Genomic DNA, 23408 nt, shown 5'->3' on the forward strand with positions numbered 1-23408 from the left:
TCGGCCGGATGCGCGAGGCGCTCCGGGGTGACAAGCGTGTCGACGCCGACGCCCTGGTGGCCCGGCTCGACGCGGTGCGCCGGTTCCTCGGCGCGGTCGACGGCGAGGTGCCCGACACCCGGCTGGTCGGCGCGCACACCCTGGTCGAGCGGGCCGGAACCCGGTTGGCGCTGTCCCGGGACCACACGGTGGTGGCGCTGGCCGGGGCCACCGGCAGCGGCAAGTCCAGCCTGTTCAACTCCCTGGCCGGGATGGAACTCTCCCCGGTCGGGGTGCGCCGGCCGACCACCGGTGTCGCGCACGCCTGCGTCTGGGGGCCGCTGGACGGCGGCAACCGGCTGCTCGACTGGGTGGGCGTGCTGCCCCGGCACCGGTTCGTCCGGGAGAGCGCGCTCGACGGTGACGACGAGTCGGCCCTGCACGGTCTGATCCTGCTCGACCTGCCCGACTTCGACTCGGTGCAGCGGTCCCACCGGCTGGAGGTGGACCGCCTGCTCGGCCTGGTCGACCTGGTGGTCTGGGTGGTCGACCCGCAGAAGTACGCCGACCGGGTGATCCACAACAGCTACCTGCGCGAGTTCCACCGGCACCGGGAGGTGACGGTGGTGGTGCTCAACCAGGCCGACCGGCTGCCCCCGGCCGAGCTGCCCCGGGTGCTGGCCGACCTGCGCCGGCTGCTCGACGTCGACGGGCTCGACGGGGTGCCGCTGCTGGCCACCACGGCGGTCGAGCCGAACGGGATGACCGGGCTGCGGGAGGCGCTGGAACGGGCGGTGTCGGACCGGCAGGCCGCGCTGCGCCGGCTCTGGGGCGACGCCGACTCGGTGACGGCCGCGCTGGGGGAACTGGTCGCCGTCGAGGCACCCGGGCACACCCCGGACGCGGAGACGATCCGCACCCTGGACCGGGCGCTGGCCGACGCGGCCGGGGTGCCCACCGTGACGGCGGCGGTCGAGGGGGCGTACCGGCAGCGGGCCGGTGCCGCGACCGGCTGGCCGCTGGTCCGCGGCTGGCGGCGGCTGCGCCCCGACCCGCTGCGCCGGCTGCACCTGACCGGCCCGGCGACCGATCCGCAGCAGCCGGCGCAGGCCCCGCTCGCGGCGACCTCGGTGCCCGAACCGACGGCCGCCCAGCAGTCCGCTCTCGGGCTGGCCATCCGCGCGGTCGGCGACCGCTCCGGCGGGGACCTGCCCGCCCCCTGGCCGGCTGCGGTGACCGCCGCGGCCCGGTCCCGCCTGGCCGACCTGCCGGACGCACTCGACGCGGCGGTCGCCGCCACCGACCTGGGCATGGAGCGCCGGCCGCTGTGGTGGCGGCTGGTGGGCGGCGTCCAGTGGCTGGTCACCCTCGCCGCCGTGGTCGGGCTGGGTTGGCTGGTGCTCGGGTACGCGCTGCGCGCCCTCGGGCTGCCGGCGCTGGAGTACCCCCGGGTGGGCGAGACGCCGCTGCCCACCGTGCTGCTGCTCGGCGGGTTGCTCGCCGGCCTGCTGGTGGCGGCGGTGACCGGGCCGGTGATCCGGTGGGCGGCCCGGCGGGCCCGGCAGCGGGCCGAGGGGCGGCTCACCGAGGAGGTCGCCCGGGTCGGCGCGGAGTACGTCCTCACCCCCGTCCGCGACCTCGTCGACCGGTACGCCCTCGCCCGCCGCGCCTGGCAGGACGCCGCCGGCTGACCGGCCCCGGCGGGGAACGCCAGCGGCCCGGCGGCCATCGACGGACGCCGACCACCGGCCGGCGAACGCGGACGTCGGCACGGGTGTCCGGGGCGGCGCGGCGGCGTAGGGTCGTGCCATGGCCACGCCACAGACCCCCTACGACGCGGTGCTGTCCGCCGCCCGCGACGTGACCAGGCTGGACTGCGCGCTCGACGCCGAGATGCTCGGCACGGCGCTGCTGGGCAGCGTCTACGCGATCGCCGAGACCGACCGGGAAACGGCGGTCCGGGAATTCGTCTCCGGTTTCCTCGCCGCCACCTCACGCCGCCGCACGGCCGCCGCCACCACCATCCGGCAGGTCTTCGCCGCGCTGGTCCCGACCGCCGAGGGCGCGGCGAAGGTCCGCCCCGGCGCGCAGGCGCCGGCCTGGGCCGGCCAGCTCGGCCGGGTCCACCTCACCGGCACCTGGTCCTACGGCGACGTGTACGGCGACCAGACCTCCTACCTGGCCACCTTCGCCTACGACGACGAGTCGGGCGGCCCGGAGCACGCCCTGGTCGCGCTGATCGACCACAACATCGGCATCACCAAGGACGTCTTCGTCGGCGGTCCGGCCGAACGCATCCTCGCGCAGGTCCGGCAGATGTGCGCCGACGACGACCTGACCTGGTTCCGGGAGGAGGATCCGGCCCGGATGCACGGCGAGGTGGGCCGCCACCTGGAGATCACCGACGACCTCGGTGACCTGCCCGCCGAGGGTTCGCTCGCCACCGACCGGGCGCTGGTCGGGGCGCGGTTGGCGGTGTTGCCGCAGGCGGGTGCCGACACCACCGGCTGGCCCACCGAGCCGCTCTCCAGCGACGAACGCACCGCGCTGGTCCGGGCCTTCCTGGCCGCCCCCGAGGCGGCCCGGTACGGGCTGAACACCCTCGACGGCGACGCCGAGCTGGCCTCGCTGCACTTCTGCCTCGGTCTGCTCTTCGACCACGCGGCGAGCTTCCCGGACGCCGATCCGCTGCGCTGGAGCCCGGCGGTGGCCGGGCTGTTCCTGCTCGACTGGGTGCACCGGCGGGCCGTGCTGGACATGGACGACGCGGCGATGCTGCCCCGGGTGCTGCGCGCCTGGGCGGCGTTCGCGGCGCGGCGGCGGGGGCTGCCCGAGCGGGCCGTCACCCAGACCGACGAGGCGATCGAGGAGCTGGTGCCGGAGTTCGCCAGGCTCTATTCGACAGGTGAGCGGCGCAGCCCGGCGACGGCGGCGGTGGCCCAGTTGATGGCCGACGGCGTCGACCCGGACGACCCGGTCGCGCTGGACGCCTGGATCGAGGCCAACCGGCAGCGCCTCGGCGACGACACCCCCTGACCGGCCGGACCGCCGGTCAGGGTTCGACCAGGGTCAGCCGGCCGGGGGCGACGTCGAGGCGGATGCGCTGGCCCCAGCGCAGCGTCAACCGGTCGGTCTCCAGGCCGTCGGCGAAGGCCACCAGGCCGTCGGACTCGGCGGTCAGCTCCAGCGTGCCGGTGCCGTCGAGGCGACCGGCGACCAGGTCGGCCCCGGTGACCGGGGAGGGCCACGCTTCCCGGACGAACCAGCACAGCGCCGGCTCCTGCGGGGCGGGTAGCGTGACGGCGGCCGGCCGGCCCCGGGCGATGGAGGCGCACCAGCCGGTGGCCCCGGTGCCGGTGCCGACGACCACCCCGGAGGACGACTGCCGCTCCCGGCGGGGTCGGCCGTCGGAGGTGACGTCGAGCAGGTAGCGGGCCGACTGGTGGGAGGGGTGCCCGACGTACACCTCGTTGAGGCCGACCAGTTCCTGGCCGTCGTCGAGGGTGGCCCGGACCATGGCCCGGTGCCGCAGCGGCGCGGTCCCGGCCACCACCGCCGGCAGCAGGGCGGCCACCTGGTCGCCGGTGCACCGGACCAGCACCCCGGCGTTGCGGCCCGGTTCCGGGTCGACGCCGACGACGGGCTGCCCGCTGAGGTACTTCGCCACGTTGGCGACCAGTCCGTCCGGGCCGACGGCGACGACGACGTCCTCCGGCCCGAACAGGAACCGGGGCAGGTCGTCGCGGTTCACCGTGCCGCGTCGCCAGTCGGCGGGGACGGCGGCCGCGACCGCGGTCAGCGCGCTCTGGAGGGCCTCGTGCCGGTCCACCACCTCGGCCAGGTCCCGCCCCCGGGCGCGCAGGTACCACTGGGCCGCCGCCCGGGTGCCGTGCCGGGCGAGCAGTTCGTCCAGCTCGCTGGGGCGGCGCACGACCACCACCCGGGGGGCCAGGGTGGCGCTCACCGGTCGACCGCCCCGGTCGGGCCGGTGAGCCGGCCGAGCAGGTCGGCGAGCAGGTCCGGGGTGACCGTGAGCTGGCCGATCGGGGGGAGCTGACCGGCGAGTTCCCGGACGGTGAGGGCCTGCAGCACCGCCGGCGGCAGTTCGGCGTACGTGGCCAGTTTCGCCGCCTCCGCCTCGGCCTCGGCGGCACCGACGGCGCGTACCGTCTCGGCCTTGGCCAGGGCGAGCGTCCGTTCCTTGTCGGCGGCACCGGCGGCGAGCAGGCGCTCCTTCTCGGCCTCGGCGGTGGCGAGCACCCGGGCCCGGTCGGCGGCGGCGGTGTTGGCGACCGTTTCCCGTTCCGCCTTGCCGTGGGCGCTGGCCAGTTCGGCGGCGGCGTCGAGTTCGGCCCGGCGGCGGGCGTTCGCCCCGTGCTGCTCGACGAGCTGCTGCTCCCGGCGGGCCAGCTCGATCTTGTTCTGGAGTTCGTTCTCGGCGATGCCGCGTTCCTGCTCGACGGCCTGGGCCCGGCGGGCGTACGTGGCCCGGTCGGCCTGCACCTGCACGGCCTCCCGGGTGGGGGTCTGCAGGGCGCGTTCCAGTTCCGGTTCGGGCCGGACGGCGACGACCCGGGCGCTGACCACGGCGACGCCGATGTCGGCGAGCCGGGGCTCGGCGCCGAGCGCGGCGGAGACCGCCTCCCGCACGGGTGCCACGGTGGTCAGCGCCTCGGCCAGCGGCACCCGGGCGAGCAGGTCGAGGGCGGGTTGCTGGGCCAGTTCGGCCAGCAGCGTGGCCACCTGGTCGAGGGGGCGGGAGCGGGCCTTACCGGTGCGCGGGTCGATCGAGAAGTCGAGCCGGGCGGCGGCGAGCGCCGGGTCGGCCACCCGGTAGGTCACGGTGGCCTGGACGGTGATGTCGGCGAAGTCGCCGGTGCGGGCGTGGAAGAGCAGCGGCAGCTCCCGGTCGTCCACCGGCACCTCGCTCAGCACGGCGGTCAGTGGCCGGTACCAGAACGACTGGCCGGTGCCCTCCCGCCGGACCCGCCCGGCGACGTGCAGCCGTACCCAGTTGGTCGGTGTCCCGCGCAGGTGGCGCAGGAAGAGTCGTCGCGTCACGTCGGCCATGGCTTCACCCTCCCCTTTTTCGTCGCTACGACGATAACCACTCTGCTAAGTTATCGTCAAGGTGGTGATAAAAAGATGACCGACTACCCGCCCTTCGCCGTGACGGTGGACCTGGTGGTGCTCACCGTGCGCGCCGACGCGTTGCACCTGCTGCTCGTCCGCCGGGGCATCCCGCCGGACCGGGGCCGGTGGGCGCTGCCGGGCGGCTTCGTCGGCATCGACGAGGACCTGCCCGACGCCGCCGCCCGGGAGCTGACCGAGGAAACCGGGCTACCGGAGCCGGTCGGCCACCTGGAACAGCTCGGCACGTACGGCCGACCGGGCCGCGACCCGCGCGGGCGGGTGGTCACCGTGGCCTGGCTGGCGCTGCTGCCCGACCTGCCCGCCCCCGTCGCCGGCTCGGACGCCGCCTCGGCGGAGTGGGTGCCGGTCACCCGGCTCAGCCCCGGCCTACTCGCCTTCGACCACGACCGGATCGTCGCCGACGGGCTGGAACGGGCCCGCGCGAAGCTGGAGTACACCCCGCTGGCCGGCGCGTTCTGCCCACCCGAGTTCACCGTGGCCCAACTGAGGGCGGTCTACGAGACGGTCTGGGGCACCCGGCTGGACCCGCGCAACTTCCACCGGAAGGTCACCGGCACCCCCGGCTTCGTCAGCCCCGTCGGCCGCGCCACCGAGGGCGACCGGGGACGACCCGCCCAACTGTTCCGCCGGGGCCCGGCGACCCGGCTCCACCCGCCCATGCTCCGCCCCGAACCCTGACGGCCCCGGCGTGCCGACCGCCCGGCGACGGCAGGCTCAGGACAGCGCTGCGAAGACCAACCCGGCCACCAGGGCACCCACCAGCCCGCCGGTCACGACCTGCGCGACGGTGTGGTCGCGCAGCCGGACCCGGGACCAGCCGACCAGGCCGAGCAGCGGGACGGCCGGCAGCAGCCGGGGGCCGAAGGTGAGCACCAGCACCACCAGCGTGCCGGCGGCCACCGCCGAGTGGATCGACATCTTCCACCAGTGGCTGACCGACACCGCCACCACCAGACCGACCACCCCGGTCGCGACCAGGGCCAGCACCGGGCGCGGCGCACCGAGCGCCGCGAGCAGGGCCAGCCCGGCGACGGCCGAGACCAGGCCGAACAGCAGCGGCACCCGGCGTTGCTCACGCCGACCGATGTGGTGGTCGGTGAGCCGGCCCCGCCGCACCCCGTTGAGGACGTACGCGAACGGGATGCCGGCGGCGAAGACCGTGGCGAGCAGACCCCAGACCAACCCCCGTACGCCACCCGCGCCGTGCCAACCGATCACCACGGTCAGCCCGGTGACCAGCACGGCCGGCGCGGTCGCCTCGGTCACCCACCGGGCCACCCGGGTCGCCGCCCCCGCCGGCCCGACGGGGACCTGACCGGGGGCGGACGGGACGTCGCGGGCCGGGGGTGGTCCGGGGTCGCCCGCCGGCCGGTCACCGCCCTCGTCGCGCGTACTCAGCGTTCCGCCCCCGCATGTCGTGCCGGCCGGTCCGTCGCGCCGGTCGGCCGGCCGGCGGCGTCCGCACCGTGGAGGGTTCAGCCGGCGTCGTTCGTCACCGTACCGTCCGGGTCGGTGCCGTCGTGGCTGGTCGGCGCGGGTATCGCCGGCGTCTGCGGCGTGGGGGCCGGGGTGGCCGACGGGCGGGCGGCCGGGGTCGACGCACCCACGGGTGGCGCTCCGACGCGCGGCACGCGACGGGCCTCGTCCCGCGGCCGGACGACGCGGGGGGCCCGGGTCGGGATGGCCGTCACGGTGGGCCGGGGGCGCGGGGTGGGGACCACGGTGACCGTGACGGTGGGGCACGGTCCGACCGTGGGCCCCGGCGTCGGGCCGGGTTCCAGGGTCGATGTCGGGCCGGGGGTCGGCTCGGGCGTGGGTACCGGGGTGGGGGTGTCGGGGGGCGCCGAGGTCGGCGACGGGTCCGGGGGCGGTTCGGAGAACGTGGTCGTCGGCTCGGCGCTCGGTTCCGCGCTCGGGCTCGGTGCCGTACTCGGGCTCGGCGCGGCGCTCGGCGAGGTGGGGGTGGGGTGGGCCGGGGCGGCCGGTGCGTGCGTCCGGGGGACGGGACGGGGGGTCGCGGCGGGGGCCGCCGGGGGCGGCGCGGGACGGTGGGTGGCACCGGTACCGCCGGTGCCCGGGACCGGGGCGGGCGTGGGGGGCGGGGGCGCGCCGGCCGGGCCGGTCGGCGGCAGGGCCGGTTGGCCGGTGGCGGGCACCGGGACGACGACCGGGCCGACCGACGGGGTGGGCAGGAACGGGGTGCCGCCGTCCGGCAGCGCGGTGCTGCCCACGGTGGCGGAGCCGGCGCTGATCGCGGCGAGGACCGGCATGGAGGCGGCCCCGGCGAGCAGGGCGACGGTGAACAGGTAGCCCCGGTGCGGTCCGCCCAGGCCCGGGGCCCGGTGCACGCCGATCATCCGCCGGTAGCTGCCGCCGCCGGCCCGGTGCCGCCCGAGGAGGGGGATCGGAGGACCGTCACCTGGCTCGGACACCGCACACTCCCTCGTCGACCTGGACGTGTTCGCCGGTGGGCAGCACGGATCAGAACGGACATTATTCGCCAAACGCCCACCAATACCGGTCAGCTTGACCCAGTGACGCCCAGTTCACCAGGCACCACAGCGTGTCGACACACAAAAAGTCCGTCACCCGGCCGGCACGGTCAGCAGCACGGCCGGCGTCACGACAAAAAAGTCCACGGGTCACCAAGCGGACATGTCGCCACCAGCGGGAGGGCCATACTGTGGGGCCGCTCACCTCCTCTGCAATCATTCAGGCACGACGGCAACGCAGCCGCCCCTCCGCGTACCCCGTGGCAGGCGTGGCTGGTGGCCGACGCTCCCGAACCGGGTTCGACCCATGGATCCGGCTCAGGTCGTGCGGCAACCCCCACCGGGGCCAGGCACGACCGCCAGGAACCAGTCCGGCAACAGCCGGGCCGGCGCACGTTGTGCGCGGACGGGTGACCCCCCGGCTCGGGCACAGACACGACAGGGAGAGACGGATGGCAAAGGGCGACCCTGCGGTCTCCAGCCGCGGCCGGCGAGCCGCACCCCGGTCCCGGCGGGCCACGACCGGCGAGCCGGAACTCGTACAGCTGCTCACCCCGGCCGGCGACCGGATCGAGAGCGCGACCGGGCCGGACGGCACCGAGTACCGCGTCGACTTCACCGACGAGGAGTACCGCGGCCTCTACCGCGACCTGGTGCTGGTCCGCAAGCTCGACGCCGAGGCGACCGCCCTGCAGCGGCAGGGCGAGCTGGGCCTGTGGGCCTCGCTGCTCGGCCAGGAGGCGGCCCAGGTCGGCTCCGGGCGGGCGCTGCGCAGCCAGGACATGGCCTTCCCGACCTACCGGGAGCACGGCGTCCTCTACTGCCGGGGCATCGACCCGATCATGCCGCTCGGCCTGTTCCGCGGCGTCGACCAGGGCGGCTGGGACCCGAACGAGTTCAAGTTCAACATGTACACGATCGTCATCGGGGCGCAGACCCTGCACGCGACCGGGTACGCGATGGGCGTCCACATGGACGGCAAGACCGGCACCGAGGACGGCGAGGCGGTGATCGCCTACTTCGGCGACGGCGCCACCAGCCAGGGCGACGTCAACGAGGCGTTCGTCTGGGCCAGCGTCTTCAACGCCCCGCTGGTGTTCTTCTGCCAGAACAACCAGTACGCCATCTCCGAGCCGCTGGAGCGCCAGACCCGGGTCCCGCTCTACCGGCGGGCCGGTGGCTTCGGCTTCCCCGGCGTCCGGGTCGACGGCAACGACGTGCTCGCCTCGTACGCGGTGACCCGGCACGCGCTGGACAACGCCCGGCTCGGCCAGGGCCCCAGCCTGATCGAGGCGTACACCTACCGGATGGGCGCGCACACCACCTCCGACGACCCGACCCGCTACCGGATCGCCAGCGAGGTCGAGGCCTGGCAGGCCAAGGACCCGATCGCCCGGATGAAGGCGTTCCTCGAACGGCAGCAGCTCGCCGACGCCGACTTCTTCGCCGAGGTCGACGAGCAGGCCCGCGCCGAGGCGGTGCACCTGCGCGAACGGGTGCTGAACCTGCCCGACCCGCAGCCGGTCAGCATGTTCGACCACGTCTACCCGCACGGCTCGCCCGAGTTGGACGCCCAGCGGGCCCAGTTCAGCAGGTACCTGGAGTCGTTCGAGGGGAGCGCGCACTGATGGCCACGGAGACGCTCACCATGGGCAAGGCCCTCAACACCGGCCTGCGCCGCGCCCTGGAGAACGACCCGAAGGTCGTCATCATGGGCGAGGACGTCGGCAAGCTCGGCGGCGTCTTCCGGATCACCGACGGCCTGCAGAAGGACTTCGGCGACCAGCGGGTGATCGACACCCCGCTGGCCGAGTCCGGCATCATCGGCACCGCCGTCGGCCTGGCCATCCGGGGCTTCCGGCCGATCTGCGAGATCCAGTTCGACGGCTTCGTCTACCCGGCGTACGACCAGATCGTGTCGCAGGTGGCCAAGATGCACTACCGCTCGCAGGGCAAGGTCACCATCCCGATGGTGATCCGGATCCCCTACGGCGGCGGCATCGGCGCGGTCGAGCACCACTCCGAGTCGCCGGAGGCGTACTTCGCGCACACCGCCGGGCTGAAGGTGGTGACCTGCGCCAACCCGCAGGACGCGTACGTGATGATCCAGCAGGCCATCGCCTCGGACGATCCGATCGTCTTCCTGGAGCCCAAGCGCCGCTACTGGGAGAAGGGTCCGGTCGACCTGGACGCCCCGCTGTCCGGGGCGTACCCGCTGCACGCCGCCCGGGTGGTGCGGGCGGGCACCGACGCGACCGTGCTGGCGTACGGCCCGATGGTGCGCACCGCGCTGGACGCGGCGACCGCCGCCGCCGAGGACGGCCGGGAGCTGGAGGTCGTCGACCTGCGTACGCTCTCCCCGCTGGACCTGACCGCCGCGTACGAGTCGGTGCGGCGCACCGGCCGATGTGTGGTCGTCCACGAGGCCCCGGGCAACCTGGGGCTGGGCTCGGAGATCGCGGCCCGGATCACCGAGGAGTGCTTCTACTCCCTGGAGTCGCCGGTGCTGCGGGTCACCGGTTTCGACACCCCCTACCCGGCCAGCCGGGTGGAGGAGGAGTACCTGCCCGACCTCGACCGGGTGCTCGACGCCGTCGACCGCACCTTCGGCTGGTGAGCGCGATGTCCCGGATCAAGGAGTTCAACCTGCCCGACCTGGGCGAGGGCCTGACCGAGGGCGAGATCCTCGCCTGGCTGGTCAAGGTGGGCGACGTCATCGAGCTGAACCAGCCGATCGTCGAGGTGGAGACGGCCAAGGCGGCCGTGGAGATCCCGGCGAAGTGGGCCGGTGAGGTGCGGTCGATCTTCCACCCGGAGGGGAGCACGGTCGAGGTCGGCACGCCGATCATCGCGATCGACACCGACCCGGGTGCCGGGCCGGTGCCGGAGTCGACGACCGCCGCCGCCGCGTCGACCCTGCCCACCCCCTCGGCCGCCTCCCTGGCCGCGGTGCAGGTGGCCCCATCAGAGGGCATGGTCGAGCCGGGCCTGATCGGCGGCGTAGCCCCGGGTGGCCGAACGGCCGTCCTGGTCGGCTACGGCCCCCGCAACGCCCCCGCCAAACGCCGCCCCCGCCGTTCCCCCGCCCCCACCCCAGCTCCCGCCGATCATGGGGTTGTGGCGGGGGACAAGAACGTCCCTGCCCCTGCGAAACCGGCACCACCAGTCCATGATCGACGGAGCGTGGGTGGTGCGGTGCTGGCGAAGCCGCCGGTGCGCAAGCTCGCCAAGGATCTCAGGGTCGATCTGGGTGCGCTGGTGGGGTCGGGGCCGCTGGGGTCGATCACGCGGGAGGACGTCCAGCGGGCGGTGGCGGGGAGCACGGTGGCGGCCGAGCCGGCGGCGGCGACGCCACCTGTCACCTCGGCCGCGAGCTTCGGCGCGGACCGCGAGCAGCGCATCCCGGTCAAGGGGGTACGCCGGCTGACCGCCGAGAACATGTCCCGCTCGGCCTTCACCGCCCCGCACGTCACGGAGTTCCTGACCGTGGACGTGACCCGGACGATGAAGGCGCTGGACCGGCTGCGCGGGCGACGGGACTGGCGCGACGTACGGGTCTCGCCGTTGCTGCTGGTCGCCAAGGCGGTGCTGTTGGCGGTCCGGCGGCACCCGATGGTCAACTCCACCTGGGCCGGCGACGAGATCGTCGTCAAGGAGTACGTCAACCTGGGCATCGCGGCGGCCACCGAGCGCGGCCTGATCGTGCCGAACATCAAGGACGCCGGCCGGCTCACGCTGCGTGAGCTGGCGGATGCGCTGACGGGTCTGGTGCAGAAGGCCAAGGCGGGGAAGACCTCCCCGGCGGACATGTCCGGCGGCACCCTGACGATCACCAACGTCGGGGTGTTCGGGGTGGACACCGGCACCCCGATCCTGCCGCCTGGCGAGTCGGCGATCCTGGCCTTCGGCGCGGTCCGCGAACTGCCGTGGGTCCACAAGGGCAAGGTCAAGCCGCGCCAGGTGACCACCCTGGGGCTCTCCTTCGACCACCGGATCATCGACGGCGAGTTGGGGTCGAAGTTCCTGCGGGACATCGGGGACTTCCTCGCCGACCCGGAGGCGGCGCTGCTCGCCTGGACCTGACCGGCGACGTTCCGGCCACGGCCGGTGTGCACAGGGTGAACGCCCGGCACACCGGCCGTTGCCGTTGAGGGAAGAAATAGTGGCCCAGATCGCTCTTTGACCTACGATCCTTAGGCCCGTGTTGCAGCTCACCTAATAATCGATGGCGATCGCCGCCCGATGGGTGTTCAATGGAGTCATCAAGGGGCTGACAACCGAATAGCCGGAGGAGAGACCACCATGAGCATGATCGAGCGAATCCGCACCCGTCGTGACGCCAACCGTCGGGCCCGTGCCATCGAGCACGCGCTGCGCTCCGCCAACTCGCCGGCGGTCCGCGAGGAGATCCTCGCGATCGCCCAGCGTCACATGAGCTGACCCGGCACCGACTTTCCTCTCCCTCCTCCAGATCGATGACCCGCCCGGGCCCCGGGCGGGTCATCGGCGTTCCGGACCCGCTGAGACCGGGATTCCGCCTCGCCACGACGCCCGGTACGGTGGTTCCGGTCGCCACCCGCCGACCCGGACACCGATCGCGACGGATGGAAGCCGATCGACACCGTCCGGCGACGCGGAGTGACGGCCGGTGCTGCATGGGGGCCGCGCGCGCGTACCGGATACCGTGCGGGGAGACCGCACGGCCGAACCGCCGGGCACCGGCGACACGGCCGACCGGACGGACGGCATCGGCGGCCGACATGTGATGGAGGAGGCGCACCCATGACGTCCGAGGGCCAGCACCGTCCCGGCCAGGAGCCGGGCGAGGCGCCGCCGGGCTCCGGTGGACCGACGCCGTACGGCGACCGACAGCCCCAGCAGGACCCGGGGTACGGCGTCCCCGCCACCCCCGACCTCGGCTGGGCCCCACCACCCCCCGCCGGCCGGGCCAACCCGCCCGGCCCGTCCTGGTCGGCACCCGACCAGCCGGCGGCCTGGGGCGGAGCGCAGGTTCCGCAGCAGTCCGAGCCGACCGAGGCGTGGAACCCGCCGCCCGGCGGGGCACCGCCCACCGAGGCGTGGACCCCACCGGCCGGCCCGCCACAGCCCGCCTGGGCGGGGCAGCCCGAGCAGCCCGCCTGGGCCGCCGCGCCCGCACCGGCCGCCGGGAAGCCCGACTCCTCGCCACAGCCCGGTTGGGCACCGTCGCACGAATCCGGCTGGGCGCAGGCCGAGCAACCCGCGCCGGCCTGGGCGCAGCCCGAGGCCGGTGCCCGGGGCGCCGCCCGGGTGCCGCAGCCGGACAACCCGGCCGGCGGCGGCTGGTCCCCGCCGGCCGACCCCGCCCCCACCTCTCCCGCCGGCTGGTCCGGTCAGGACGCCGCCGCGCGGGAAGCGACCCCGGGTACCAACGGCTGGGGCACCGCCCCCGCACCGCAGCAGGACGACCCGGCCCGCTCCGGCGGCTGGCCGGCCGACGACCGCGCCGACGCCGAGCGCGCCGACGCCGACCGGGGCCATGCCAACCGGGGCAACGGCTGGCCGGGTGACGACCGGGCCGGGGCCGACCCGGCGCGGGGTGGCTGGCCGGCGGGCCCGCAGGACGGGCCCGGCAACTCCGGCGGATGGGCCACCCGTGGACCGTCCCGCCCCGACGAGGCGCACCGCCCCGCCGGCCGGGCCTCGGTGCCCGTGCCGGCCCCGGCGGAGCCCACGAACCAGACGGCGGCCTGGCCGCAGCCGGAGGCCGGCGCGCAGGCGGCGGGCAACGCCGCAGGTGTCGACAGCCGGTCCACCGAGGACGATCCGTCCCGCTCGGGTGGCTGGGCCGCGAACCGGCCCGGCCCGGACGACGCCGGCCGCCCCGGTGACTGGCCGAACGGCACGCGGGACGACCGGCAGCCGCCGTGGGGTGCGCCGGACGAGCCGGCCACGGCCCGGTGGGAGGGTCAGCACGAGCAGGCCACCCCCGACGGCTGGCCGGGCGGCGCTCCCGCCCGCGCCGACCAGTCGCGTCAGGACGACCCGGCGTCGGGTCAGGAGTGGCCGGCACCGGTCGCGCAGCGGGGTGCGGCCTCCGTACCGTCGCCGGAGCACCAGGAGTCCGGGGCTGCCTGGGCGACGCCGGAACAACCCGCGCGCGCGTCCGCCTCGGTCTCCGCGCCGGACGGTCCGCCCGCCTGGGCCGGCAACGACCACCAGCAGCCGCCGTGGCCCGGGGCCGAACGCCCCGTCGTGCCGGAGGGCGAGCCGTGGGCACCCGAGCAGGCGTGGGGTCGCGCCGAGCCCGCCGGCCAGCCGGCCGAGGGCGGCTGGGAGCCCCGCCGTGGCGATGACCAGCCGATCTACCAGCCGGGGCCCGCTCCCGGCATCTCCCCGGCCAACAAGGTGCCGCTCCCGCCCCAGGAGCAGCGCGTGCCGGGGGCCAGCCTGGCCGCCGCTCCGCCGGCCGACTACGTGCCGCCGGCCCCGTTCGGAGGGCCCGGCGACCAGCAGCCGCACGGCCGCGAGGCCGCCGGTTGGGGCGCGCCGGAGCAGCCGCAGTTGCCGGCCGGCCCGGCACTGCCCGCGCAGCGGCTTTCGCCCGAGTCCGAGGGTGCCGGCCGCGCCCAGGTGCCGACGGCCGAGGCCGGGGAGCCCGGTGCGGTCGGCCGCGCCTCGGCCAGCGCCTCGGTGCCGACGGCCAGCCGGGTCGCACCCCCGAACGACCAGGCGGCACATCCGGCCGGCCCGGTCGTTCCGCAACCCCGGGTGTACGGCCGACCGGCCCGCCCGGAGCCGCCGGAGGAGGCGGAGGAGCACGACCCCCGCCGGCCCGAGCAGCACGACGCCCGGTTCGCCGACCAGGACCGCACCCGGTTCGACGGCCCCGAGCAGCCCCGCTTCGACGACCAGGACCGGACCCGGTTCGACGGTCCCCGCTTCGACGACCAGGAGCGGCAGCACGGCTTCGGCGGTGACGCGCCGTCGTCCGCGCCACCGGCCGCCCCGCCCGCGTTCGGCGGCGGCATCCCCGCTTTCGCCGACCCGGCGGGCAGCAACCGCCCGATGAACGGCACCCGTCCGCACGGGCCGGCGGACCGGCCGGCCGAGCCGTTCGGGGCCGGCCCGACCAGCGGCGCACCGGCCGGTGCCGCACCCGTGCCGGGGTACGGCCACCCGGCGCACGACCCGGCCCACGGTGGGTACGCCTCCCCGTTCCCGCCCGCCGGCCAGCAGTTCGGGCCGGCCGGGCAGCCGTCCGGCCCCACGGGTTGGCCTGGTGAGCCGGAGCAGGAGCAGGGGCGTTTCGACGCGTTCAAGCCGGACGCCGAGCCGGAGCAGAAGGCCGAACAGCCCACGCCGAAGGTACGCAACGGGCGGGTGCTCGCCCTGGTGCTGATCGCGGCGGTGCTGATCCTGGCCGTCCCGCTGGGCCTGCTGATGCTGCTCGGCAAGATCGGCTCGGACGACGACAAGCCGGCCCCGTTCAATCCGGCCGTCGGTTCCTGCGTCAAGCAGTCAGGTAACGGCGCGAGCGCGGCGAACTGCGACGAGCAGGGTGCCTTCACGGTCGTCTCCAAGGTGGACGCCAAGGAGAAGTGCACCGACCCGACCCAGCCGCACGTGGTGTTGCAGGGCGGCGGAGTCGACCGGGTGCTCTGCCTCAAGCCGGCCGGCCAGTAACGACGTACCGACGGCGGGGACCCGGGTGGACCGGGTCCCCGCCGTCGGTGTTTCGGGCCGCGCGGAGTGGGCAGTCTAAGAGGACATTGACGTAGCCCGAGGAGGTCACCCCATGGCAGGCAACGAGAACGAGGTCAACCGCAGCGCGCGCAGCGGCCGCTTCGTCACGGAGGGCACCACCGAGCGGGACCCCCGGCACACGACCACCGAGCAGGTCGGCAATGGCGGGGAGCAGGAGGTCAACCGCAGCGCGAGCACCGGCCGGTTCGTCACGGAGACCACCGCCGAGCTGCACCCGTCGACGACCGAGACCCAGCACGTCTGACCGACCGGCCGACCACTGCCCTCCGCACCGGCGCGGGGGGCAGTGTCATGTCCGGGCACCGAGCTGCACGCACGGGGTACGCGCGCTGGCCAGGACGCTGCGGTTGTCGGCCGCGGTGATGTCGACGGTGACCGACACGCAGCCCCTCGTGGTCCGCAGCACGTTGCCGAACACGCTGTACACCTGACTTTTGATCATGAACGGGTAGTCGAACCGGCTGGCCGCGCCGTCGGCGGGGCGGGTGGCCGCCAGCCGGATGGTCGCCCCGGTCGGCACCCGCTCGGTGGAGACGAACAGTGGCCAGGCCGCCTGGCAGCGCGGGGAGTAACGCAGGGTCAGGCTGCCGTAGGTGGGCTGCGTCGGGTCGGGGTCGGGCACCGGGACGGTCTCCGTGCTGACCGCGTCCACCTGGCAGCGTTCCTCCTGCGGGTCCGCCCCGTCGGGGACCGGCGTGCCGCCGGTGGCTGCGGGGTCGGTGGGTGCCGGGCGGGACGCGTCGACCGCCCGGTCCGAGGGCCGGTTCGTCCGGGGTTCCCGGTCGGCGATCATCGGTACGACCGAGCCGGCGACGAGCACGGTGAGCCCGGCCGCCGCGACCAGTGCCCACCGGGGCAGCGGTGCCCACCGGGGTCCCGGTGTGCGCCGGGCCGCCGCCAGTGGTGGCGACGGCGGTAGCCCCGGGACCGACTCATCCGACGGTCCGGCGGCTGCCGGCCCGGTGAGCGCTGGCCCGTCGGGGGCCGGTCCGGCGGGCCGGTCCAGTGCGGCCTCCCGGTGCCACCGGTCCCGCCAGGCCGCCTCGTCGCCGCCACAGGCCCGGACGAAAGCCAGGGTCAGCTCCAGCGACGGTAGGCGGGTGCCGGCAAGCACCCCCGCCAGCGCGGTGTGCGAGTAGTGGGCGGTCGCCGACATCCTGCGTAGTGACGGCTGCCCGGCGTCGCGCCGGAGCCGGGCGAGATCAGCGACGAACTGGTGGTGCCGGACCTCGCCGGAAACCTGCTCGCCGACTCGTCCGCTTCGACCCGTCATGGACCCTCCCCTGCATGTAAACCCTGGTGTCAACGCACGTCAAGCCAGTGCTTTACAGGCGGGTGCCACGACAGGATCGACCCCGGAGCAGCCACCCGCCGGATAGGTGCCGGTGAATATGATCTCACGGCGAGTGTCGGGCCTGACACGCATCCGTTCGGCTCGAAATCGACGTTCGCCCCGGGGATACCGGACCGCACGGAGCACCGCCCGACGGGTACGCCGCACCGCTTCCGGTGCGGCGCCGACCTCTCGACAGGAGAACCGCGTGTACCAGCCGAACGACTCGAACCCCCCGGGTCGCACATCCCGCCGAGCACTGCCGAGACTCGCCGTACGGGTCCTCGCCGCCTGCGGCGTCACGGCGATGGTCCTGGTGGGCACGGCCGCACCGTCGTTCGCCGGGATCTCCGGCTACAGCGTCGCCGGTACGGGCGGTGCCGGCCTGATGGTGCGCACCAGCCCGTACGACGCGAATGCCGGCTCGGTGGCGCTCCTCGGCGACGGCACCGGGTTCGTCGCCGAGTGCGCCGTACGCGGACGCAACATCTCCGGCAACTCGGTCTGGCACCGGATCAGTTCCCCGGCCAGCGGCTGGATCAGCGACTTCTACACCAACACGCCGGGGTTCAACCAGTACCTGCCCAACGAGCCGGAGTGCACCACCACCCCGCCGCCCACCGGCACCCGCGAGGACCGCGCGATGGCCTGGGCCCGGTCGGTCATCGGCCAGGCGTACACCAACGGGGACCTGGGTGACTCCAACCACCAGTGGGACGGCTGGTGCGACAACTTCGTCGGGCACGCCTACGGTCGGGCGGCCAGCGGCTACGCCTCGGCGATCGTGCACTACAACGCGCTGCTCTCGCGCGGCATGATCCGCACCACGGGCACCCCGCCGTCCGGCGCGCTGGTCTTCTACGCCGCCGCGTCGATCAACGGCTACTACGGCCACGTGATGCTCTCCGAGGGCAACGGCAACTACATCACCTCGGCGGCCACCGTCCGCCGCGTCTCGCAGACCTGGCCCGGTGCGCCGTACCTCGGCTGGTCCTACGCCGACCCGGAGTGGACCGGGCGCTGACGCCCCCCCACCCTGCCCGGCTCCCCTCCCGGTCGTCCGCTGAAAGGATCACGATGCGTCTCCCCCTTGCCGTCCCCGCGGCCCGACGCGCCCTGCGTCTGGCCCTCGGCCTGACACTGGCCGCCGTCGTCGGCGTCAGCGCCATGCCCACCCCCGCCACCGCCGCACCCGCCACCACCGGCCCGGCCCCCCACGCCGCGTCGGCCACCCGCCCGGCAGACCAGGCCAAGCCGGCCAGCGTCGGTGGCCCCGCCATCGGCGCGAAGGCGAACCGGGTGGGCGTCAACGCGGTCGGCATCGACCTGTGCGCCCAGGTGGCGTACGCCGCCGGGTTCCGGAACAACCCGCTGGTCACCGCCGTGGCCGTGGCGATGGCCGAGTCGTCCTGCAACCCGTCGGCGGTCGGCAGCAACGGCCCCACCGCCGGCTGCCCCAACGGTTCGCTGGACCGGGGGCTGTGGCAGATCAACAACTGCTACCACCCCACCGTCAACGACACCTGCGCCTACAACTCCCAGTGCAACGCCAACGCCGCCTACAGCATCTCCAGCGGCGGCAGCAACTGGCAGCCCTGGTCGACGTACAACAACGGGGCGTACGCCGGCTACCTGTCCGCCGCGCAGGCGGCGGTGGCCCGCCTGGGTGGCACCGGCGACCCGCCGGCCGTGACGGGCACGATCCTGGCCAACCCGTCGCTCAACATCCGCACCGGGCCGGGCACCACCTACGGCATCGCCGGCTCCGTCAACTACGGCGCGACGGTGAAGATCGCCTGCTACACCTTCGGCGAGTACGTCAGTGGCGGCTACTGGCCGTCGTCCACCTGGGACCGGATCACCAACCCGGCCACGGGCGTGACCGGCTACGTGGCCGACACCTGGGTCAACACCACCTACGACGTGAAGACGATGGTCGGTCGCTGCTGACCGTCCCGTCCGGGGCCGCGCGGGCAGGGTCGGACCCTCCCGCGCGGCTCCACCGTGACCGCCGCTCTGCCCCCTCGCTTCTGGCGCGGCGGCGGTCATACCCCGCCCCTGCGGGCGCGGCGGCGGCGACCCATGCCTTGCCTGGAGAGCGGTATGCCTGTCAGTCATATTTATGCCTGACAGGCATACCGGTATACGCCGCTATCACTGTCCCTGGCGCCGTGGAGGCCGGCGGTCGGGGTTCTCACTGATGCTTCCGGGAACCGGGCGGTGTTACGGTCGGCGTGGAGCTTTCACATCGACGACGGAGGCCCGGATGGGTCAACGAGGATCGTTCCCCTCAGGATTGGCGCGGTCGTTCAACACCCGGATCATGGCGCTGCGGTCGTCGCCACGCTGGGGGCGTTTTCTCCGGCGACACCTGGCCGTGGTCACCTACACCGGTCGCCGTTCCGGGCGGACGTTCAGCACGCCGGTCGCGTACCGACAGGCCGGCGAGACGGTGGTCATCCAGGTCGCGATGCCCGACGCCAAGCAGTGGTGGCGGAACTTCCTGGGCGAGGGCGGCCCGATCTCGCTGAACCTCGACGGGGTCGACCGGGCAGGGCACGCGGTGGCCCGCCGGGACGACCGGGGCCGGGTCACCGTCACCGTCGACCTGACCCGCTGACGCCAGATCCGCCCTCGGGCACCCTGACCAGGAGCCCGTCGGCTACACGACTATCCCTTGTGGTCGGTCCGCCTACACTTGCCGGCCATGGACCCTGTCGCGCTGGCCACGGCGCTGGCGAAGCCGATCCTGGCGCAGGTCGGGGCCGCCGCCGCCAAGGGCGTCAAGACCCGCGTGTGGGGAGACCCGGAACACAAGGCCCTCGAACGCGCGTTGCGCCGCGCCCTCACCGAGCTGAACCGGTCGTACGGTGACCGGCTCGCCGAGTTCGACGTCAACGACGGCTTCTGGGTGCACGAGGGCGCCCCCGAGCTGGCGAAGGTGCTCGTCCCCGGTGTGCCGCCCTCCCCGGTGCGGCTGGCGGAACGGGCCGTCGACTCGCTCGGCCGGGCCGAATCCGACGACGAGCGCTACGACCGGGTCGGCCTGCTGCGGCCGGCGTTCAAGGCCCTGCTCGACGGGCTGGACGCCGAGGTGCGCCGCGAAGCGGCCCTCCAGGGGATGCTCGGCCGCTCCGATGCCGCATCGACCGCCCAGGCCACCACCCGCATCGCCGAGCACCTGGGCGCGGTCGACGCCACCGACGACGACCGGGTCGCCTACCTGCGCTGGCTGATCGACCAGCACCGCTACCTGCGTACCGTCGGGGTGGTCCGGAACACCACCGTGCAGCTTCCGTTGGGCGAGGTGTTCGTCGGGTTGCAGGCGCGACCGGACCGCAATCCCGGCGACCGGGCGCGGGCCTGGTTCGAGCGGGAACGGGAGCGGCTGACCGCCCTGGTGGCCGAGGGGACGCTGGACCACACCGGTTTCGAGGCCGCCCTCGACCGGTTGCAGACGCAGTACGGCCACCGGTTCGCCGTCGAGGCGGAACAGCCGGCCAGCCAGCCGGTGCTCGACGCGGCCCGCGACGCCGCCCAGCTACTGGTCCTGGGCGATCCGGGGACGGGCAAGACCACCCTGCTGCGCTACCTGGCCCTGACCCACGCCCGAGCACTGATCGCCGGCGAGCCGGTCCGGGGCCGGGGTGCGCTGTTCCCGATCTATCTCCGCATCGGCGAGTACGCCCGCCAGGGGTTCCCGGAGGTGGGCATCGGCGAGTTCCTGTCCGGCCAGCTCCGGCGCGCCGAGTGCACCCTGCCGGGCCTGGCCGACCTGCTGCGCCGCCAGCTCGACGCCGGCCGCTGCCTGGTGCTGCTGGACGGCCTGGACGAGATCGCCTCGGCCGAGCTACGCCGGGGCGTGGTCACGGCGGTGGCCAACTTCGTGACCGCCCACGCCCGGCAGGGGAACCGTTTCGTGGTGACCAGCCGGATCGCCGGCTACCAGGCCGCCCCGCTGCCGGAGCCGTTCCGCGCGGTGCGGCTCCAGGACATGGACGACCCGACGATCACCCGGTTCCTCGACGTCTACTGCCGCGAGGTCGAGCGCGCCGAGACCCCGGGCCGGTCCGCCGAGGCGACCCGGCTGGCCGGCGCACGCGAGGCCGCCGCGATCGAGCAGGCCCTCACGACTAACGCCGGGGTACGCCGGCTCGCCGCCAACCCCCTGCTGTTGACCGCTTTGGTGCTGGTGCACCGGGCCAGCGGCCGGCTTCCGCACCGCCGGGTCGAGGCGTACGTGGAGGTGTGCAACGCGCTCGGCCGCACCTGGCGCAGCGCCCAGGGGGTCGCCGAGGCCGACCTGCCCGACGAGCGGATCCTCACCCGGTGGTTGACCGAGCTGGGCTGGTGGATGCACGAGCACCGCCCTGAGGGTGCCGCCACCCGGCTGGAACTACTCGACGTCCTCGGCCCATTGTGGGCAACTCACCAGGGCACCGAGTGGAATCGACGCATGCTGGAAGCCGCCGACCCGCTGCGCACCGACGCCGGGCTGGGGGTGCTCGACTTCGTCGACAAGGCCGACACCCACACCGGCCTGCTGGTCGAGCGTGCTCCCGGCCGGTACGGGTTCGCCCACCTGACCTTCGAGGAGTACTACGCCGGCCGGGCGCTGGCGTTCCGTGGCTCGGCCACCGACCGGATCAGCGAGATCCGCCGCCGGCTGCACGACCCCCGCTACGAGGAGCCGATCCTGCTCGCGCTCGGCCTGATCGGCACCGACTACGTCGAACAGATCGACGATGTGGTGGCGAAGTCGATCTATCCGGCCGAGGGCAACCCGAGCCCGTACGAGGAACTGCTGGGCCGGGACTTCCTGTTCATGCTCCGGGTGCTGGCCGACGACACACCACTGAAGACCGCGACCATCGATGCGGTGATCAACCAGGCGGTCGACGAATGGTTCGACCAGGAGCACAGCAGGTGCCGTTTCGCCGCCTATCGGGCTGCCCTGAGGGAGCGGCTGGCCGCGCTGGGCGGCACCAAAGCTGCTGATCGATTCCACGCCACCCTGGACAGTCGTGCCGTCCCGTCGGGTGGCATCACTCTTCTGCGCTGGTGCCAGCTTGCGGCTATCGCAGCCCAACTCGGCGCACTCACCGAACCCACCACGACCACACTGACCACCCTCGCCACCACCCACACCGACTGGCGTGTTCAGATCGATGCGTTCCGGGCGCTAGCCGCAGCCGGCGCACTCACCGAACCCACCACCACCGCACTGACCACCCTCGCCACCACCCACACCAACCCTTACGTGCAGATCCGGGCCATCCTCGCGTTGACCCAAGCCGGCGCACTCACCGGACCCACCACCACCGCACTGACCACCCTCGCCACCACCCACACCAACCCAGACGTGCAGATCCTGGCATTCCGGGCACTAGCCGAAGCAGGCGCACTCACCGAACCCACCACCACCGCACTGACCACCCTCGCCACCACCCACACCAACCCAGACGTGCAAAACCAGGCAATCCGGGCACTAGCCGAAGCAGGCGCACTCACCGAACCCACCACCACCGCACTGACCACCCTCGCCACCACCCACACCAACCCTTACGTGCAGATCCGGGCCATCCTCGCGTTGACCCAAGCCGGCGCACTCACCGAAGCCACCATCACCACACTGACCACCCTCGCCACCACCCACACCAACCCAGACGTGCAAAACCAGGCAATCCGGGCACTAGCCGAAGCAGGCGCACTCACCGAACCCACCACCACCGCACTGACCACCCTCGCCACCACCCACACCAACCCTTACGTGCAGATCCGGGCCATCCTCACGCTAGCCCTGAGCGGCGCACTCACCGAACACATCGCCAGCGCACTGACCACTCTCGCCATCACCCACACCAACCCTTACGTGCAGATCCAGGCGTGCCGATCTATAGTCGCAGCCGGCTTATTTAACAATTTGATCACCACCAAACTAACCATCCTCGCCACCGCAGACATCAACCCGGACGTGCAGATAGAGGCAATCCGAGCATTGGCCGCAGCCAACTTATTCAACGAATCGATTACCGCCAAGCTAGCCACCCTGGCCACTGCGGACAAATTGCGGGAAATACGTTCAGAGGCAGTAAGACTTTTGCGCCACGCGGCACCCTCCAAGGAAATCCAGAATCTACTTCTAAGACTACTGGCAGATAACCTTTTTGAGGTACGCCGCGAAGCAAAAGGAACACTGATCGATTACTCGCGCAGAAGTCCGGAACTCGCGCCCGACGTCCTAGCAGAGCTGGCCATCTTATGCAGAATCCCTACCCGGCCAGGAGAACTCGGGCGAGACGAAGCGTATGAGACTTTGCGGGCACACGTCGGGGCCGCCCTCTCCGTCGATCGCCAAATAATCAACGACCCGAATACCTGACCCAGCCTGATTAGAGCTCGCCTTTCCTTCTATCCAGAACGCTTCAGAGATTAGGATCATCGACAATAGCACCGGGGCAGCGTCTGGCCCAAATCGGTTGCCACTTCCTGAGCAAGGGTGATCTGATCGTCCACACGTCAACGGGTCGACCGCAGCGGCCACGCGGTGGCATACCAGGACCACCAGGAATAGGTCATCGTCACCGCACGTCACGTACGCGACCTCCAAGAAGAACCGGTACGGCTACGGTCCGCTCTGGAGCCCCGGACGGGCACCGATAGCAGAAACCTGGCGTACAGGTCCACCACCGGCACTCCCGGAA

Annotated in this window: 18 protein-coding genes; 13 read left to right on the plus strand and 5 right to left on the minus strand. The window is 73.6% G+C overall.

What is annotated here, in order from left to right; all coding sequences use genetic code 11:
* Positions 1 to 8: 8 nt before the first annotated feature.
* Positions 9 to 1670 (plus strand): GTPase, encoded by a 1662-nt coding sequence (locus ACN265_RS30565; RefSeq protein WP_421411697.1) that lies wholly within the window; start codon positions 9 to 11, stop codon positions 1668 to 1670.
* A gap of 118 nt (positions 1671 to 1788) precedes the next feature.
* Positions 1789 to 3015 (plus strand): hypothetical protein, encoded by a 1227-nt coding sequence (locus tag ACN265_RS30570; RefSeq protein ID WP_377683669.1) that lies wholly within the window; start codon positions 1789 to 1791, stop codon positions 3013 to 3015.
* A 16-nt stretch (positions 3016 to 3031) separates the two neighbouring features.
* Here ACN265_RS30570 and ACN265_RS30575 read toward each other — a convergent pair whose 3' ends face one another.
* Both ACN265_RS30575 and ACN265_RS30580 read right to left on the minus strand, forming a co-directional pair.
* Complete coding sequence (locus tag ACN265_RS30575) at positions 3032 to 3943, minus strand: hypothetical protein (protein WP_421410839.1); 912 nt, start codon at positions 3941 to 3943, stop codon at positions 3032 to 3034.
* A complete protein-coding gene (locus ACN265_RS30580) occupies positions 3940 to 5049 on the minus strand; it encodes an SPFH domain-containing protein (RefSeq protein WP_420115551.1) in 1110 nt (369 codons plus the stop codon). Before ACN265_RS30580 ends, ACN265_RS30575 begins: the two co-directional genes overlap by 4 nt.
* Positions 5050 to 5124: 75 nt before the next feature.
* On the opposite strand from ACN265_RS30580, the gene ACN265_RS30585 reads away from it, so the two are divergent.
* A complete protein-coding gene (locus tag ACN265_RS30585; RefSeq protein WP_421410840.1) occupies positions 5125 to 5811 on the plus strand; it encodes an NUDIX hydrolase in 687 nt (228 codons plus the stop codon).
* Between the two features lie 36 nt (positions 5812 to 5847).
* Here ACN265_RS30585 and ACN265_RS30590 read toward each other — a convergent pair whose 3' ends face one another.
* Both ACN265_RS30590 and ACN265_RS30595 read right to left on the minus strand, forming a co-directional pair.
* Positions 5848 to 6399, minus strand: a complete 552-nt coding sequence (locus ACN265_RS30590; protein ID WP_421410842.1) for a phosphatase PAP2 family protein — start codon at positions 6397 to 6399, stop codon at positions 5848 to 5850.
* 209 nt (positions 6400 to 6608) lie between these two features.
* Complete coding sequence (locus ACN265_RS30595) at positions 6609 to 7565, minus strand: hypothetical protein (protein ID WP_421410843.1); 957 nt, start codon at positions 7563 to 7565, stop codon at positions 6609 to 6611.
* Between the two features lie 512 nt (positions 7566 to 8077).
* Here ACN265_RS30595 and pdhA point away from each other — a divergent pair.
* The 6 genes from pdhA (at position 8078) to ACN265_RS30625 (ending at position 15615) form a co-directional block, all read left to right on the plus strand.
* Positions 8078 to 9253: a pyruvate dehydrogenase (acetyl-transferring) E1 component subunit alpha gene (pdhA, locus tag ACN265_RS30600; RefSeq protein WP_421410845.1), complete on the plus strand. Its 1176-nt coding sequence runs from the start codon at positions 8078 to 8080 to the stop codon at positions 9251 to 9253.
* On the plus strand, positions 9253 to 10242 hold the full coding sequence (locus tag ACN265_RS30605; RefSeq protein ID WP_420117876.1) for an alpha-ketoacid dehydrogenase subunit beta: 990 nt from the start codon (positions 9253 to 9255) through the stop codon (positions 10240 to 10242). Before pdhA ends, ACN265_RS30605 begins: the two co-directional genes overlap by 1 nt.
* 5 nt (positions 10243 to 10247) lie before the next feature.
* The gene (locus tag ACN265_RS30610) at positions 10248 to 11708 is read left to right on the plus strand and encodes a dihydrolipoamide acetyltransferase family protein (RefSeq protein WP_421411699.1); all 1461 of its coding nucleotides are present in this window, start codon (positions 10248 to 10250) and stop codon (positions 11706 to 11708) included.
* 219 nt (positions 11709 to 11927) lie between these two features.
* A complete protein-coding gene (locus ACN265_RS30615; protein WP_168222356.1) occupies positions 11928 to 12065 on the plus strand; it encodes a hypothetical protein in 138 nt (45 codons plus the stop codon).
* Positions 12066 to 12407: 342 nt separating this feature from the next.
* On the plus strand, positions 12408 to 15290 hold the full coding sequence (locus ACN265_RS30620) for an LppU/SCO3897 family protein (RefSeq protein ID WP_421410847.1): 2883 nt from the start codon (positions 12408 to 12410) through the stop codon (positions 15288 to 15290).
* 112 nt (positions 15291 to 15402) lie between these two features.
* Positions 15403 to 15615 carry a hypothetical protein gene (locus ACN265_RS30625; RefSeq protein ID WP_088641895.1) on the plus strand — a complete coding sequence of 71 codons (213 nt, stop codon included), beginning with the start codon at positions 15403 to 15405 and terminating at the stop codon, positions 15613 to 15615.
* Between the two features lie 45 nt (positions 15616 to 15660).
* Here the strand turns inward: ACN265_RS30625 and ACN265_RS30630 are convergent, their stop codons facing one another.
* The gene (locus tag ACN265_RS30630; RefSeq protein ID WP_421410848.1) at positions 15661 to 16644 is read right to left on the minus strand and encodes a DUF2690 domain-containing protein; all 984 of its coding nucleotides are present in this window, start codon (positions 16642 to 16644) and stop codon (positions 15661 to 15663) included.
* Positions 16645 to 16912: 268 nt separating this feature from the next.
* Here ACN265_RS30630 and ACN265_RS30635 point away from each other — a divergent pair, with 268 nt between their 5' ends.
* The 4 genes from ACN265_RS30635 to ACN265_RS30650 all read left to right on the plus strand — a co-directional run bounded on the left by ACN265_RS30635 (position 16913) and on the right by ACN265_RS30650 (position 23086).
* Entirely contained in the window at positions 16913 to 17728 is an 816-nt protein-coding gene (locus tag ACN265_RS30635) for a hypothetical protein (RefSeq protein ID WP_357925003.1), read from the plus strand.
* Between the two features lie 53 nt (positions 17729 to 17781).
* Complete coding sequence (locus tag ACN265_RS30640; RefSeq protein WP_421410850.1) at positions 17782 to 18654, plus strand: transglycosylase SLT domain-containing protein; 873 nt, start codon at positions 17782 to 17784, stop codon at positions 18652 to 18654.
* A 316-nt stretch (positions 18655 to 18970) separates the two neighbouring features.
* Complete coding sequence (locus ACN265_RS30645; RefSeq protein WP_421410851.1) at positions 18971 to 19324, plus strand: hypothetical protein; 354 nt, start codon at positions 18971 to 18973, stop codon at positions 19322 to 19324.
* 87 nt (positions 19325 to 19411) lie between these two features.
* Positions 19412 to 23086: an NACHT domain-containing protein gene (locus ACN265_RS30650; RefSeq protein ID WP_421410853.1), complete on the plus strand. Its 3675-nt coding sequence runs from the start codon at positions 19412 to 19414 to the stop codon at positions 23084 to 23086.
* The last annotated feature ends 322 nt before the right edge of the window (positions 23087 to 23408 follow it).

Source organism: Micromonospora sp. WMMD730 (assembly GCF_049178955.1).
Taxonomy (GTDB): domain Bacteria; phylum Actinomycetota; class Actinomycetes; order Mycobacteriales; family Micromonosporaceae; genus Micromonospora; species Micromonospora wenchangensis.

Bases quoted from the DNA above. Each gene is read 5' to 3' on its own strand.
- ACN265_RS30565 (WP_421411697.1), top strand. From the start codon at position 9: ATGCGCGAGGCGCTCCGGGGTGACAAGCGTGTCGACGCCGACGCCCTG.
- ACN265_RS30570 (WP_377683669.1), top strand. From the start codon at position 1,789: ATGGCCACGCCACAGACCCCCTACGACGCGGTGCTGTCCGCCGCCCGC.
- ACN265_RS30580 (WP_420115551.1), bottom strand. From the start codon at position 5,049: ATGGCCGACGTGACGCGACGACTCTTCCTGCGCCACCTGCGCGGGACA.
- ACN265_RS30585 (WP_421410840.1), top strand. From the start codon at position 5,125: ATGACCGACTACCCGCCCTTCGCCGTGACGGTGGACCTGGTGGTGCTC.
- pdhA (WP_421410845.1), top strand. From the start codon at position 8,078: ATGGCAAAGGGCGACCCTGCGGTCTCCAGCCGCGGCCGGCGAGCCGCA.
- ACN265_RS30605 (WP_420117876.1), top strand. From the start codon at position 9,253: ATGGCCACGGAGACGCTCACCATGGGCAAGGCCCTCAACACCGGCCTG.
- ACN265_RS30610 (WP_421411699.1), top strand. From the start codon at position 10,248: ATGTCCCGGATCAAGGAGTTCAACCTGCCCGACCTGGGCGAGGGCCTG.
- ACN265_RS30615 (WP_168222356.1), top strand. From the start codon at position 11,928: ATGAGCATGATCGAGCGAATCCGCACCCGTCGTGACGCCAACCGTCGG.
- ACN265_RS30620 (WP_421410847.1), top strand. From the start codon at position 12,408: ATGACGTCCGAGGGCCAGCACCGTCCCGGCCAGGAGCCGGGCGAGGCG.
- ACN265_RS30625 (WP_088641895.1), top strand. From the start codon at position 15,403: ATGGCAGGCAACGAGAACGAGGTCAACCGCAGCGCGCGCAGCGGCCGC.
- ACN265_RS30630 (WP_421410848.1), bottom strand. From the start codon at position 16,644: ATGACGGGTCGAAGCGGACGAGTCGGCGAGCAGGTTTCCGGCGAGGTC.
- ACN265_RS30640 (WP_421410850.1), top strand. From the start codon at position 17,782: ATGCGTCTCCCCCTTGCCGTCCCCGCGGCCCGACGCGCCCTGCGTCTG.
- ACN265_RS30645 (WP_421410851.1), top strand. From the start codon at position 18,971: ATGGGTCAACGAGGATCGTTCCCCTCAGGATTGGCGCGGTCGTTCAAC.
- ACN265_RS30650 (WP_421410853.1), top strand. From the start codon at position 19,412: ATGGACCCTGTCGCGCTGGCCACGGCGCTGGCGAAGCCGATCCTGGCG.